This is a genomic window from Rhodobium orientis (assembly GCF_003258835.1).
Taxonomy (GTDB): Bacteria; Pseudomonadota; Alphaproteobacteria; order Rhizobiales; family Rhodobiaceae; genus Rhodobium; species Rhodobium orientis.
The window spans coordinates 155,096-168,145 of record NZ_NPEV01000001.1; the positions used below are offsets into that span (position 1 = coordinate 155,096).

General features: G+C 65.6%; 14 protein-coding genes. 7 read left to right on the plus strand and 7 right to left on the minus strand.

The genetic code is table 11. The features are described from left to right. Positions 1–194 precede the first annotated feature (194 nt). Both CH339_RS00760 and CH339_RS00765 read right to left on the minus strand, forming a co-directional pair. Complete coding sequence (locus CH339_RS00760; protein WP_111432348.1) at positions 195–1,346, minus strand: PQQ-dependent sugar dehydrogenase; 1,152 nt, start codon at positions 1,344–1,346, stop codon at positions 195–197. A gap of 157 nt (positions 1,347–1,503) precedes the next feature. Then, positions 1,504–1,704 (minus strand): YgaP family membrane protein, encoded by a 201-nt coding sequence (locus CH339_RS00765; RefSeq protein WP_111432349.1) that lies wholly within the window; start codon positions 1,702–1,704, stop codon positions 1,504–1,506. A 268-nt stretch (positions 1,705–1,972) separates the two neighbouring features. On the opposite strand from CH339_RS00765, the gene CH339_RS00770 reads away from it, so the two are divergent. The 6 genes from CH339_RS00770 to msrP all read left to right on the plus strand — a co-directional run bounded on the left by CH339_RS00770 (position 1,973) and on the right by msrP (position 7,922). After that, positions 1,973–2,371, plus strand: coding sequence for a hypothetical protein (locus CH339_RS00770; protein ID WP_111432350.1), 399 nt, complete (start codon positions 1,973–1,975; stop codon positions 2,369–2,371). Next, a complete protein-coding gene (locus CH339_RS00775) occupies positions 2,368–2,610 on the plus strand; it encodes a hypothetical protein (RefSeq protein ID WP_111432351.1) in 243 nt (80 codons plus the stop codon). The genes CH339_RS00770 and CH339_RS00775 overlap by 4 nt, the downstream gene beginning before the upstream one ends. Positions 2,611–2,719: 109 nt before the next feature. Then, entirely contained in the window at positions 2,720–3,043 is a 324-nt protein-coding gene (locus CH339_RS00780; protein ID WP_111432352.1) for a hypothetical protein, read from the plus strand. Between the two features lie 120 nt (positions 3,044–3,163). Continuing rightward, positions 3,164–4,366: a pyridoxal phosphate-dependent aminotransferase gene (locus CH339_RS00785; RefSeq protein ID WP_111432353.1), complete on the plus strand. Its 1,203-nt coding sequence runs from the start codon at positions 3,164–3,166 to the stop codon at positions 4,364–4,366. Positions 4,367–4,652: 286 nt separating this feature from the next. Continuing rightward, a complete protein-coding gene (locus tag CH339_RS00790; protein ID WP_111432354.1) occupies positions 4,653–6,704 on the plus strand; it encodes an elongation factor G in 2,052 nt (683 codons plus the stop codon). Between the two features lie 225 nt (positions 6,705–6,929). Next, positions 6,930–7,922, plus strand: a complete 993-nt coding sequence (msrP, locus tag CH339_RS00795) for a protein-methionine-sulfoxide reductase catalytic subunit MsrP (protein WP_111432355.1) — start codon at positions 6,930–6,932, stop codon at positions 7,920–7,922. Between the two features lie 329 nt (positions 7,923–8,251). Here the strand turns inward: msrP and CH339_RS24900 are convergent, their stop codons facing one another. From CH339_RS24900 to trxB, 3 genes are all read right to left on the minus strand, one after another. Next, entirely contained in the window at positions 8,252–8,482 is a 231-nt protein-coding gene (locus tag CH339_RS24900; RefSeq protein WP_146610086.1) for a hypothetical protein, read from the minus strand. Positions 8,483–8,556: 74 nt separating this feature from the next. Then, on the minus strand, positions 8,557–9,447 hold the full coding sequence (locus CH339_RS00800; RefSeq protein ID WP_111432356.1) for a LysR family transcriptional regulator: 891 nt from the start codon (positions 9,445–9,447) through the stop codon (positions 8,557–8,559). A 122-nt stretch (positions 9,448–9,569) separates the two neighbouring features. After that, entirely contained in the window at positions 9,570–10,532 is a 963-nt protein-coding gene (trxB, locus tag CH339_RS00805) for a thioredoxin-disulfide reductase (RefSeq protein ID WP_111432357.1), read from the minus strand. 198 nt (positions 10,533–10,730) lie between these two features. Here trxB and CH339_RS00810 point away from each other — a divergent pair, with 198 nt between their 5' ends. Next, positions 10,731–11,390 (plus strand): 2OG-Fe(II) oxygenase family protein, encoded by a 660-nt coding sequence (locus tag CH339_RS00810; protein WP_111432358.1) that lies wholly within the window; start codon positions 10,731–10,733, stop codon positions 11,388–11,390. On the opposite strand, the gene CH339_RS00815 is transcribed toward CH339_RS00810, so the two are convergent. Together CH339_RS00815 and CH339_RS00820 are read right to left on the minus strand one after the other, a co-directional pair. Beyond that, entirely contained in the window at positions 11,387–12,019 is a 633-nt protein-coding gene (locus CH339_RS00815) for a 2OG-Fe(II) oxygenase (protein ID WP_111432359.1), read from the minus strand. The genes CH339_RS00810 and CH339_RS00815 overlap by 4 nt on opposite strands. A 14-nt stretch (positions 12,020–12,033) precedes the next feature. Next, positions 12,034–13,011 (minus strand): mitochondrial fission ELM1 family protein, encoded by a 978-nt coding sequence (locus CH339_RS00820; protein WP_170138336.1) that lies wholly within the window; start codon positions 13,009–13,011, stop codon positions 12,034–12,036. Positions 13,012–13,050 lie beyond the last annotated feature (39 nt).

Genomic DNA, 13,050 nt, shown 5'->3' on the forward strand with positions numbered 1-13,050 from the left:
GGCCTCCTCGCAATGACGTTGAAATTGTTGGGAAAATCATAAACGTCGTCGTTGCGAGCGGAGCGAAGCAATCCAGTTGCGGCCTTGCCGATTGGCATCGGCGTTTGCCGTCTGGGTCGGCCAACGGATGCCCGGCCGGGCAGTGTCTTAAGGCCCGGGACGACGCCAGCGAACAGGTGCACCGCCGCGCAGCCCTACTCCGCCGGCGCGACCCGCAACAACTGGCCGTTGGCCTCGTCGGTGAGCAGCCAGATTGCGCCGTCGGGGCCGCTGCGCACGTCGCGAATGCGGCCGAACGCCCCCTCGAACATGCGCTCTTCACCGACGATCTTGCCGTCCTTCACATCGAGCCGGGCGAGCAACTGGAACTTCAGCGCACCGACGAAGAGGCTTCCTTTCCAGTCCGGAAAGAGGTCGCCGTCATAGAAGGCAGCGCCGGAGGGGGCGATCGAGGGATCCCAGTAATAGACCGGCTGCTCCATGCCCTCCTTGTGGGTGCCGACGCCGATCCTGGCGCCGGAATAGTGGCGGCCGTAGGAGATCACCGGCCAGCCATAATTGCGGCCGGACATCGGGATATTGACCTCGTCGCCGCCGCGGGCGCCGTGCGCCACGGTCCACAGCTCGCCGGTCTCGGGGTGCAGCGTCGCCCCTTGCGGGTTGCGGTGACCGTAGGACCAGATCTCCGGGCGGGCACCGTCCGTGCCGACGAAGGGATTGTCGTTGGGAACGCTGCCGTCCGGGGCGATGCGCACGACCTTGCCGTTATGGGTGGAAAGGTCCTGGGCGAGAGGGCGCTGGCCGCGCTCGCCTAGGGTGGCGAAGAGATTGCCATCCCGCGCAAAGACGAGGCGCGAGCCGAAGTGGTGGCTGGTGGTGGTCTTCGGCTGCTGGCGGAAGATCACCTCGACGTCTTCCAGCCGCGCCGATGAGCCCTCGCGTACCAGCCGGGCACGGGCAACTGCCGTGCCGGCGCCGCCGTCGCCCCGCTCGGCATAGCTCATGTAGATCAGGTTGCTGTCGGCGAAGTCGGGCGAGGGGACGACGTCGAGGAGGCCGCCCTGGCCGCTGGCGTAAACCTTCGGCACGCCGGAGACCGGGGCATCGACCAGCGAGCCGTCGAGCACAAGCCGCAGCCGGCCGGGCCGTTCGGTGACCAGCATCGCGCCGTCCGGCAGGAAGGCGAGCGACCACGGATGCTCAAGGCCGGAGGCGACGGCCGTAACGTCGACGGCATAGTCGTCGGTCCGGAAAGTTTTGGCGGCGACCGGCGCCGCACTGACGGCGAGGGCGAGTGCAGCCACTACGGCTTGGCGGCGAGCGGTTCGGGGCAGGGTCTTGATCATCGGGTCGGCCTCCTCATTGCAGCTAACCGGAAGGAGCCCGGCTGCCGGCAGGGGGAATGTCGACCTCTAGACATAGGCAACGGAAACGGCAAAACGAGAGCCGCGCCGGCCTGGCGCGGCTCACAATCATGGCATCGCCCGAAAGACCGGCGTCGCCCTAGAACGCCGCGCCCGGGGTCACGCCGAAGCGCTTCAGGATCATCGCCAGCGGACAGAAGCCGGTGAAGGCCGACTGCAGGAGGTTGGCGCCGACGAAGGCCGTCAGCCACAGGAAATAGGGGCTGACAGTGACGGCCAGCAGCAGCGAGACGAGGATGACGATGCCGGCGAAGGCCAGCACCATGCGGTCGATGGACATGGGGAAATCTCCGTTACATTAGTTTTGTCTAATTTAAAAGCCAATCTACAGATCGGGACCCCGTCGCGCAAGGGTTTGGAAACTAAGTCTTTACCTGTGTTAACGCCGCCACATTCTCGCCCAGAAATGACTTGGCCATTGCCCAAAAGGAAGCAAACCCCGGTCGAATTTGTCCGGCTCTATCATGCTTAATGAAAACGGGGATTTGCGGGTCATGATTGAACGGATTTCACAACGGTCCGACAAGCATTGGCGCACTGACAAGCCGATGCGGTCGACCACCTGGCGCCGGCGCGCCGGACGGCTGAAAGCGGCGGCCTTTGCGGCCATGCTGGCGCTCTCGGCGGTCCCGCTTGCCGGCTCCGTCACCGCCGAAGCCTCGCCGCAGATCGCGGCCGAGACGCTGCACGGCCCGGCGGCCCTGGCGCTCGCGCCCTCCGTCGTCATCGGTCCCGTGCTCAACGGGACGTCCGGCACGGCGCCGGGCCGCATCGCGGCGATTCCGAAATCCGACCGCCTGCCTCTGACCAAGCCGGAGCAGAAGATCGTCACCGGGCTCAACGCGATCCTCTTCTCCGCAATGCTGTTCGTCGTCCTCGTCATGTGGCGGCACCTGGCGCGCTCGTTCAGCCGCGACCGCCGCTCGACCTGGGAGGACTGGCAATGACCGGCCCGAAGAACGACTTCCGCGAACGCGCGATGCTGGAGCGGATGGCGATCGTTGCCGTCGTCCTGTCGGCGCTGGCCGGCGTCGGCCTGATCAGCCAGGGCCTCTTCATGAAGGCCGGCTCGACGCTCGGCGACATGCTGGGCGCTGCGGCCCCGGCGCCGGTGGAGCAGGTCGTGGAGCCCGTCTCGGGCGATGCCAGGACGTCGCTTCCCCCGCTGCCCGACCGGCCGTCCTAAGACCTTTCGGCGGCCCGGCGAAATCGTCGCAAGTTCTTGGCTCAGTGGCGGGAAATCCCCATTTCTGTGGTGTCGAATCCAACCACGGAAATTGCGGGAGGAACCGAAAATGCTTCGCCGTCTCGCCGCTCTTCTGGCCTTTCTGCTGCTTGCCGTGCCGCCGGCTGCGGGCGCGGGCGGTGACGAGGTCAAGGGCCTCATCGCCGACCGCTGCGCCGACTGCCACCTCGTCGCCGGCTACGAGAGCCGCGCCGCCGATGTGGGCGCGCCGAGCTTTGCCGTCATCGCCGCCGACAAGGCGACCTACACGGAGGGTCGCCTGCGGGCCTATCTGCAGGATCCGCACTGGCCGATGGAGCAGTTCGTGCTGTCGCGCTCGGACATCGACCACATCGTCGCCTATTTCGCAGCCCGCGGGAATCAGGCCGAATAGGCGCACCGCGAAAACGCCTTTCTTGCCCCGGCGGCGCCTTGCCTCGCGCCGGCTTCAAGACTAGGGTCGCGGCAAGCGCCACGGGCGCGTCCTCAAGTTTCCAATCCGGGAGATACTGTCATGGGCTTCATCGCCGATGCGCTGCAACGGGTGAAACCTTCTGCGACGATTGCAGTCACCAACAAGGCGCGCGAGCTGAAGGCCGCGGGTCGCGACGTCATCGGCCTCGGCGCCGGCGAGCCGGATTTCGACACGCCGGAGAACATCAAGGAAGCCGCGGTCGCGGCGATCCGGGACGGCAAGACCAAATACACCGCCGTCGACGGCATCCCGGAGCTGAAGCAGGCGATCGTCGCCAAGTTCGCCCGCGAGAACGGGCTTGAGTACAAGACCAGCCAGATCACGGTCGGCACAGGCGGCAAGCAGGTGCTCTACAACGCCCTGATCGCCACCGTGAACCCGGGCGACGAAGTCGTCATCCCGGCGCCCTACTGGGTCAGCTATCCGGACATGGCGCTGCTCGCCGGCGGCACCCCGGTGCCGGTCGAGACGACCATCGACACCAGCTTCCGGATGACGCCGGAGGCGCTCGATGCGGCGATCACGCCGAAGACCAAGTGGCTGATCTTCAACTCGCCGTCGAACCCGTCGGGTGCCGCCTACAGCCGCGAGGAAATCGCCGCGCTGGCCGAGGTGCTGCGCCGTCACCCGCATGTCTGGGTGATGACGGACGACATGTACGAGCACCTGGTCTACGACGATTTCGAATTCACGACGCTGGCCCAGGTGGCGCCGGACCTGAAGGAGAGGACGCTGACCGTCAACGGCGTCTCCAAAGCCTATGCCATGACCGGCTGGCGCATCGGCTATGCCGGCGGCCCGGAGCCGCTGATCAAGGCGATGGCCAAGGTGCAGTCGCAGTCGACGTCGAACCCGTGTTCGATCTCGCAGTGGGCGAGCGTGGAGGCCCTCAACGGGCCGCAGGACTTCATCCCGAAGAACAACGCCGTCTTCAAGAGCCGGCGCGACCTCGTCGTCGGCATGCTGAACCAGTCGAAGGGCCTTTCCTGCCCGGTGCCGGAGGGCGCGTTCTACGTCTACCCGTCCTGCGCCGGCACCATCGGCAAGAAGGCGCCGTCGGGCAACGTCATCAACACGGACGAGGATTTCGTCACCGAACTCCTGGAGACCGAGGGCGTTGCCGTCGTCCAGGGCTCTGCCTTCGGCACTGGCCCCAACTTCCGCGTCTCCTACGCCACCTCCACGGAGGCGCTGGAGGCGGCCTGCGAGCGCATCCAGCGGTTCTGCGGCGCCCTCGACTGAGGCTGCTGGTGCGGCTCCGCTCCCGCATACGATTTATGCATTGGACAATCACCGCCGCCGGGTCCGAAAGGGCCCGGCGGTTGTCGTTTCAACGCGGTTTGACATGGCTCATCCCGGCGGCTCTCGAAATGTCGGAAAATGCGAGACGTTTTTTGCGCTGCGGCAGTTGATTCCCTTGCGTCGCGCCGTTGGTGCTGAGACGATGCAAAGTTAAGCGGCGCCCTGCGCCACAACCGCGACCCGTCCGGCGATCGCGGGATAACCAGCCGAAAATAGGAGAGTGATCATGGGAGACGGCAACGGCAGAGAAACGGGGCCCCGGTGCATTGCGCTGGTCGGCCCGTTCGGAAGCGGCAAAACCACTCTGTTCGAGGCCATTCTCGCGCGCACGGGGGCCATTGACCGGCAGGGAACGGTGGCTGAGGGCAACACGGTGGGCGATGCCTCGCCGGAGGCCCGCGCCCACGCCATGAGCGTGGAGGCGAACGTCGCCGAACTGAGCTTCATGGATGAAAGCTACACGCTGATCGACTGTCCGGGCTCGGTGGAATTCCTGCACGAGACCGATGCGATCCTGCCCGGCATCGACCTTGCGATCGTCGTCGCCGAGCCGGATGAGAAGAAGGTGCCGGCGCTGCAGCTCATCATGAAGGCGCTGGAAGACCGCGGCGTGCCGCGGGTGCTGTTCGTCAACAAGCTCGACAAGGCCGAGGGCTCGGTCCGCGAGAACCTCAACTATCTGCAGACCGCCAGTTCCGTGCCGCTGGTGCTGCGCCAGATCCCGATCCGCACGGACGGTGCCGTTTCCGGCTTCATCGACCTCGCCCTGGAGCGCGCCTACATCTATCACGACCATGCGCCGAGCGAGATGATCGAGATCCCGGACGACGAGCGCGCCCGCGAGGTCGAGGCGCGGTTCTCCATGCTGGAAAAGATCGCCGACTATGACGACGACCTGATGGAACAGCTCCTGGAGGACGTCGAGCCGAAGCGCGACACGGTGTTCCATGATCTCGTCCAGGAACTGCAGGACGGCGTCATCTGTCCGGTGTTCATCGGTTCGGCCGAGGGCGGCAACGGCATCTTCCGGCTCCTGAAGGCGCTGCGCCACGAGGCGCCGGGGATCGATGCGACCTGCGGGCGGCTCGGCGTCGAGCCGGGCAGCAATGCCGTGCTGCAGGTCATGAAGACCTTCCATACGCCCCATGGCGGCAAGATGTCTGTGGCGCGGGTGCTTTCCGGCTCCGTTTCCGACGGCGACGTCATCTATCGCGGCGACGGCAATGACGACCGGATTTCGGCGATCTACACCCTGATGGGCCAGCAGACGACGAAGCATCCCAAGGCCGTGCGCGGCGAGACGGTGGCGCTCGGCAAGGTCGACATGGCAAAGACCGGCGATACGCTGACCGACGCCAAGGGCGGCACGGCGAACCTCGTCACCCTGGAAGCGGCCGACCCGGTGCTGGCGATCGCCATCCGGCCGACCGAGCACAAGGACGACGTCAAGCTCTCCGCCTCGCTCGCCAAGATCGTCGAGGAAGACCCCTCGCTGAAGGTCTCGCACAACCAGGACACCGGCGAGACGCTGCTGGAAGGCCAGGGCGAGATGCACCTTCGCGTCGTCATCGAGCGGCTCACCGCGAAATACGGCATTTCGGTCGAGCGCCTCGATCCGGAGATTCCCTACAAGGAGACTATCCGCGGCTCGGTCACCCAGCGCGGCCGGCACAAGAAGCAGTCCGGCGGCCACGGCCAGTTCGGCGACGTGGTGCTCGACATCAAGCCGTTGCCGCGCGGCGAGGGCTTCGTCTTTTCCGACACCATCACCGGCGGCGTCGTGCCGAAGCAGTACATCCCGTCGGTGCAGGCGGGCGTGGAGGAATATCTGGCCACCGGGCCACTCGGCTTTCCGGTCGTCGACGTTGCGGTGACGCTGACGGACGGCTCCTACCACTCGGTGGACTCCTCCGACCAGGCGTTCAAGATGGCGGCCCAGATCGGCATGCGCGAGGGTATGGCCGAGTGCAAGCCGGTGCTGCTTGAGCCGATCCTGGAGGTATCCGTTGTCTGTCCGTCCGATGCGACGGCCAAGGTCAACGCCATCGTCTCCGGCCGCAGAGGCCAGCTCCTCGGCTTCGATGCGCGGCCGGGATGGCCGGGCTGGGACGAGGTCAAGGCGATGATGCCCCAGGCCGAGATCCAGGACCTGATCATCGAACTCAGGTCCGCAACCCAGGGCGTTGCCAGCTATACGGCGCGCTTCGACCACCTGCAGGAGCTGACCGGCCGGCTCGCCGAGCAGGTGCTGGAGCGGCACGGCAAGCAGGCGGCCTGACCGACGGGTCGTCTCGCGGCTTCATCGACGAACGAAATCGACCGGCGGCAGCGATGCCGCCGGTTTTTTTGTGCTTTAGAAGGCAGCGATGTCCGCTCCGATGCGCCTTGCCTCACGGTCGGCACACCCGGCTGTGATTTGATTTTGTAGAGCCGTCTCGCCCACATTCGCGGGCAAGTGCCCTCAACGGGCCCCCCTTACACGTCCCCGACCAAAGGCAAACTCATGCTCATCAAACGCACGCGCTCCTGGGAGCTTCCGGAATCCCTGGTGACGCCGGAAGCGGTGTTCCTCAACCGCCGCAAGTTCCTCGTCTCCTCCGGCCTGCTGATGGCGACCGCCGCGCTCGGCGGCTGCGAGGAGAGCGAAGAGGTGGTCGGCCTTGCCGGCAAGGGCAAGGGTGCGGGCGAGGACCCGAGCGCTGCACGCTATCCGGTCGACCGCAACGAGGCGTTCACGGTGGAGCGGCCGATGACGCCGGAAAAGACGGCGTCGAGCTACAATAATTTCTACGAATTCGGCTCGCACAAGAGCATTGCCTCGGCGGCGCAGGCGCTGCCGATCCGGCCCTGGGAGATCACAATCGATGGCGAGGTGGAAAAGCCGCTCACCTTCGACATCGACGATCTCCTTGCCCGCGTGCCGCTGGAAGAGCGCCTCTACCGGCTGCGCTGCGTGGAGGCCTGGGCGATGGTCATACCCTGGACCGGGTTCCCGCTGAAGGCGCTCGTCGACTACGCCAAGCCGACGTCGAAGGCGAAGTATCTCAGGATGGAGACCTTCCTCGATCCGGCCGTGGCGACCGGCCAGAAGCAGAGCTGGTATCCCTGGCCCTATGTGGAGGGGCTGACCATGGCCGAGGCGACCAACGAGCTCGCCTTCATGGTCACCGGTGCCTATGGCAAGCCGCTCCTGAAGCAGTACGGGGCGCCGCTGCGGCTGGCGACGCCATGGAAATATGGCTTCAAGTCGGTCAAGTCGATCGTCCGCTTCTCGTTCGTTGCCGAACGCCCGGTCAGCTTCTGGGAAAAGATCAATCCGAACGAGTACGGCTTCTGGGCCAACGTCAATCCGGAGGTGCCGCATCCGCGCTGGTCGCAGGCCACGGAAAGGCTGCTGCCGTCCGGGGAGGTCTATCCGACGAAGATCTACAACGGCTATGGCGATCAGGTCGCCGGCATCTATGCCGGTCTTACGGACCAAAAGCTGTTCATGTGAGGATGGGGTGACCGGCCTTTTCCCCTGGCGTCTGCCGGTTGGTAATTGTTCGCAATGACGCTTTAAATGGAGTCGGTCACTTTCCGGTTGAAGGCCGTGCGAGGCCTCCCGGAAGGAATCGATTTTTCGAGCCGGAAAAGAAAAATGCCGGACCCGGGTTACGGGTCCGGCAGTTATCCATCACGTTGTCGGACGCGATGAAATCACCTTCCAGAGGGGAACAGCTGCACGCAAAAGGATCACGGGGAGGTGTGAGCTCGATTGCCATCAGCTGATTGTTTATATGACCGATGGGAGATGCCTTTTCTATAGGCAGCCCGGCATGCCAGTTATGCAGATTTCGCATGATTAATATTCAGACCATGCAGAACTATGATGAAAAATCGGGCAGCGAAGCGGGAAAACGCTTTTCCGTCAATGGGTGAATAATCCCGTGACAGGGGATGCACCGGAATCCGGTTTATTTCCTTGCCGGGCGCCGTGCATGGCGCGCCGCAATGCTGCGACAGAATGGCCAAAGAAAAGCCTTGATCGGACCGGCGGGCAAGGCGCTGCGGCATTGGTATTTCTGCCAAAAGGCAGTGCCGTCTTTCCACTTTTTGGAGACTGCCAGGCGTGATTCGGTTTTGCCGGATCAGTAGATCCAGCGCTCGGCCTTGGTCAGCAGGAAGTCCCGGAACGCCGTGATGCGGGCGGTGTTGCGCAGCTCGGACGGGTAGACGAAATAGGTGTCGAAGGTCGGCACGTCGGCGCCGGGGATGAGCTGCACCAGGCGGGACTCCGCCTCGATCACATAGTCCGGCAGCATGGCGACGCCGATGCCGTACTGCACCGCCCGCTTCATGGCGAAGATGTTGTTGATCCTGAGCGCCGGCGTGCGCGGATTGTCGGAGGAACGGCCGGCGGTCTCCAGCCAGTTGACGTCACGCAGGTAGGACGGCGGCCGCGAGCCGAAGGTGATGATCCGGTGGTGGTCGAGGTCGGCGACTGTCTTGGGACTGCCGAAGCGCTCCAGATAGGCCTTGGAGGCGTAGAGGTGGAAGTGGACGGTGAACAGCTTGCGCTGAATCAGGTCCGGCTGCACCGGCTGGCGCAGGCGGATGGCGACGTCGGCCTCGCGCATGGACAGATCGAGTTCGGTGTCGGACAGCATGATGTCGAGCTCGATCTCCGGATAGTGGTCGACGAACTCGTTGAGGCGGGCGGCGAGCCAGGTCGAGCCGAGGCCGACCGTGGTCGTCACGCGCAGGGTGCCGGACGGCCGCTGCTTGGTGTCGGACAGCCGCGACTTGGCGGCTTCCAGCTTCATGTAGACGTCGCGGGCGGTGCGGAACAGGTGCTCGCCCTGCTCGGTCAGGATGAGGCCGCGGGCGTGGCGGTGGAACAGGGCGATGCCGAGTTCGGCCTCCAGCGCGGAGACCTGGCGGCTGACGGCCGACTGGCTCATATTGAGCTCTTCACCCGCATGGGTGAAGCTGCCGGCGCTGGCGGCGGCATGGAATATCCGAAGCTTGTCCCAATCCATTGCGCTCTCAGCGTCCTTCCATCCGGGGCGGGACCCCTGCCTCCGGCAGCGGCGGTCGCGGGCAGGGCGGATTGGCCCGAAAGGCCGCCGCCCGATTGAACCTAATACAAACGCAAGAAGGGTTACTGGGCGGCTTCCACGGCCGGCAGCGCCGCCAGGTGCCGTTCGGCCTCCAGCGCCGCCATGCAGCCCATGCCGGCCGCGGTGACGGCCTGGCGGAAGATGTCGTCGGTGACGTCGCCGGCGGCGAAGACGCCCGGAACGCTCGTTTCGGTCGAATCGGGAGCGGTCCAGATGTAGCCGTTCGGCTTCAGCTTGACCTCGTCGCGGAACACCTCCACGGCGGGGGCGTGGCCGATGGCGATGAAGATGCCGTCGACGGGGAAGTCGGTGACCTCGCCGGTCTTGACGTTCTTCAGGCGGGCGCCGTTGGCGGACGGCGGGAAGCCGTCGGTGCCGGTCACCTCCTCCAGAACGCTGTCCCAGATGACGTCGACCTTGTCGTGCGCCATCAGCCGCTGCTCCAGGATCTTCTCGCAGCGTAGTTCGCCCCGGCGATGGACCAGGGTGACGCGGTCGGCGTGGTGGGTGAGGTAGAGCGCCTCCTCGACCGCGGAGTTGCCGCCGCCGACGACCAGCACGTGCTTGCCGCGGTAGAAGAAGCCGTCGCAGGTGGCGCAGGCGGAGACGCCGAAGCCCTTGAACTTTTCTTCCGAGGGAAGCCCGAGCCATTTGGCCTGTGCGCCGGTGGCGATGATGATAGTGTCGCCGGCATAGGTGTCGCCGCTGTCGCCGACGAGCCGGAACGGGCGCTTGGAAAAGTCGGCGGAGACGATATGGTCGCTGATCATCGTCGTGCCGACATTCTCGGCCTGCTTGCGCATCTCGTCCATCAGCCACGGGCCCTGCACCGGCTCGGCAAAGCCCGGATAGTTCTCCACGTCGGTGGTGATGGTGAGCTGGCCGCCCGGCTGGATGCCGGCGACGAGGATCGGTTCCAGCATGGCGCGCGCGGCATAGATCGCCGCCGTGTAGCCGGCCGGGCCCGAGCCGACGATCAGAACCTTGCTGCTGTGCGTTGCCATTCCCTTCTCCTCGGCGTTTTGCGTCCTAGGTTTATCCCAATCGAAACGGTCATGCCAGTATCGGCGGCCGTGCCCTGGCGGCTCGACAGAGGCCCCGCCATGGCGTATGACGCCGCAACTGAAACCCTGCGGCGTGCCCGCAGGCGCGGGCGCAGCGCGATCGGCGCCGAGCCGATCAGGATGCGAGCGACATCCCATATGGCCATTCCGGCAAGCACCGAAAAGACCCTGATTCCCGCGATTCGTGCCGCGGAGCGCCATGCCGCACCCTATGCGCACTGGTTCGTCTCGGGCCTGTTCGACGAGGCGACGCTGGCGGGCCTGCAGTCGCTGCCGTTCCCGGCGCCCGAGCTTGGCGGCGTCTCCGGCACCCGCGAGGCGCACAATGCGACCCGGGTCTATTTCGATGTGGAAAACCGGGCCGAGCACCCGGTGTGCCGCGCAGTGGCGGACGGTTTCCAGGCGCCGGAGACGGTAAGGACAATCACAGATGTGTTTGGCGCCGACCTCGACGGCACCTACTTGCGAATCGAATACGGCCAGGATACCGACGGCTTCTGGCTCGGCCCGCACACCGACATCGGCGTCAAGCGCTTCACGATGCTCGCCTATCTCTCCGACATCGCCGGCCATGAAGACCTCGGCACGGACATCTATGCCGACAAGAAGACCTGGGCGAAGCGGACGCCGTTCCGGCCGAACTTCGCAATGGTGTTCGTGCCGTCCGACCGGAGCTGGCACGGCTTCGAGCCGCGGCCGATCCCTGGCGTGCGCAAGTCTCTGATCATCAATTTCGTCACCGACGACTGGCGCGCGCGGGAGCAACTCGCGTTCCCCGAGGCGCCGGTCCGGCTCTAGCCTGCCGGCTGGAACGGGTTCAGCTTCTTCAATCGCGTGGAAAGGCGGTGGCGGCGCTGTTCGTGGGCGACGACGGCGGCGTCGGTCACCCAGTTCATCTGGATCGCGCGCCGGCGGCCCTCGAACGGCTCGTGGCCGTGCCAGGAGGTGTCGGAGCGGCGGAAGGCGAGCAGGGTGCCGCCATGGGGCGGGACCTCGGCGGCGGCGTCGTTGAGGTCGGTGCCGCTCCTCAGGATCCTCAGCCGGCCGCCCTCTGCCTCCCATTCCTCGTTGAGGTAGAGAAGGACGGTGATGATCTTGGTCCTGGAGTCCGGGTGGATGTTGCCGTCCTTCAGGCGGCAGAAGCCGCGGACGGTGAACATGGTCGGCCGGCCGGCAAGGTCGATCGAGAATTTCTCTTCAACCGCGCGGCGGAACGGTTCGGCATCCATTTCCGACAAGAGGTCGGCGAACGCGCCCTTGATCTTCAACAGGCTGGGCGGATGCGAGCCCGGTCCGGGGACGGACGGGAAGTCTTCGATGATTCCGGAAAGATTTTCGGGCGGCACGAAACGCGGCACGACAAGATAGTCGAAGGGATCGGTCTCAAGCGGCGTCGCTCGGAACGCCCCCAGGTCGATCGTGCTCATCCGGATGTCCTTCCCTATTCGATCGGTCTTCTGCCGTTTCTTTCCATGTAACGCGAAACGATCTCGTCGGCTACATACCGGGTGGCATCGAGGGGCGCGTAGTCCCAGGTCTCGCAAGTGCCGTCGAACCAGTGGATGGCGCCGTGGGCGATCAGGTCCTTGTGGAAGGCGCCGATCTTGTCGCTGGTGCCGGGCAGGCGCCAGGCGTGGATCGGCTTGCCCGTATAGGCGGCCTCGCCCAGCATGTTGACGGAATCGCAGGTGACCACCAGCCGCTCGGCGATACCGAGAATGCCGAAATAGGGATTGTCGCCGGTGCCGTCCCAGACCCAGGAGGGAACGCCGGAAAGCTTGTCGCGGACGATGTTGGTGTTGGTCTTGCCGGTGCGCCGCGACGGCGTGACGGCGACGGAAAAGCCGTGCTCGGCGGCGAATTTCGCCAGCGCCTCGCCAAGCGCTTCGGCTTCGACGGCGCGGAACTGGTAGAACCGGCTGGAGCCGCCGATGACGACGCCGAGCACCCGGTCCGTGAGGACCGGCGCGTGGGTGCGCAGGGCGGCGGCGCCGTCCTTCAGCCGGGCGACATTGACCCGGTTCGGGGTGGTGACGGTGCGGATGACGTTGTCGCCGCAAAGGGCGTCGTGCTCGTTGACCCAGACGAGGTCGAAGCCGTTGATGCCGGCGACAGGGTTCTGCAGCACCGCCGTGAAGGTGCGCCCGCCCGAGCGCTTGCGGATGGCACGGGCGTAAGGAATGCTCTGGCGACCGGAGACCAGCACGACGTCCGGCCAGGGCGCGGCGATCTTGGGATGGCGGGCGGCCGGGCCGTAGGGGGCGAGAAAGCGGAACGGGGCGCCGGGCGCGACGCGGATCACCTTCGGCCGGATCCCCATCGCCTCGAAGACGCCGATCGCCGGCTCCTGGTGGCCGGCATTGCCGCTGGTCACCACCCAGCCGGTTTCGGGGATCCTGATGTTCTCGGCTCGGGTCATCTCGGCCATTTTCCTTGCATGCACAGCGTTTGCCGCGGT

What these genes read in the sequence shown, in the direction of transcription:
- CH339_RS00760 (WP_111432348.1), bottom strand. Translation starts at nt 1,346, where the DNA reads ATGATCAAGACCCTGCCCCGAACCGCTCGCCGCCAAGCCGTAGTGGCT.
- CH339_RS00765 (WP_111432349.1), bottom strand. Translation starts at nt 1,704, where the DNA reads ATGTCCATCGACCGCATGGTGCTGGCCTTCGCCGGCATCGTCATCCTC.
- CH339_RS00770 (WP_111432350.1), top strand. Translation starts at nt 1,973, where the DNA reads ATGCGGTCGACCACCTGGCGCCGGCGCGCCGGACGGCTGAAAGCGGCG.
- CH339_RS00775 (WP_111432351.1), top strand. Translation starts at nt 2,368, where the DNA reads ATGACCGGCCCGAAGAACGACTTCCGCGAACGCGCGATGCTGGAGCGG.
- CH339_RS00780 (WP_111432352.1), top strand. Translation starts at nt 2,720, where the DNA reads ATGCTTCGCCGTCTCGCCGCTCTTCTGGCCTTTCTGCTGCTTGCCGTG.
- CH339_RS00785 (WP_111432353.1), top strand. Translation starts at nt 3,164, where the DNA reads ATGGGCTTCATCGCCGATGCGCTGCAACGGGTGAAACCTTCTGCGACG.
- CH339_RS00790 (WP_111432354.1), top strand. Translation starts at nt 4,653, where the DNA reads ATGGGAGACGGCAACGGCAGAGAAACGGGGCCCCGGTGCATTGCGCTG.
- msrP (WP_111432355.1), top strand. Translation starts at nt 6,930, where the DNA reads ATGCTCATCAAACGCACGCGCTCCTGGGAGCTTCCGGAATCCCTGGTG.
- CH339_RS24900 (WP_146610086.1), bottom strand. Translation starts at nt 8,482, where the DNA reads ATGCCGCAGCGCCTTGCCCGCCGGTCCGATCAAGGCTTTTCTTTGGCC.
- CH339_RS00800 (WP_111432356.1), bottom strand. Translation starts at nt 9,447, where the DNA reads ATGGATTGGGACAAGCTTCGGATATTCCATGCCGCCGCCAGCGCCGGC.
- trxB (WP_111432357.1), bottom strand. Translation starts at nt 10,532, where the DNA reads ATGGCAACGCACAGCAGCAAGGTTCTGATCGTCGGCTCGGGCCCGGCC.
- CH339_RS00810 (WP_111432358.1), top strand. Translation starts at nt 10,731, where the DNA reads ATGGCCATTCCGGCAAGCACCGAAAAGACCCTGATTCCCGCGATTCGT.
- CH339_RS00815 (WP_111432359.1), bottom strand. Translation starts at nt 12,019, where the DNA reads ATGAGCACGATCGACCTGGGGGCGTTCCGAGCGACGCCGCTTGAGACC.
- CH339_RS00820 (WP_170138336.1), bottom strand. Translation starts at nt 13,011, where the DNA reads ATGACCCGAGCCGAGAACATCAGGATCCCCGAAACCGGCTGGGTGGTG.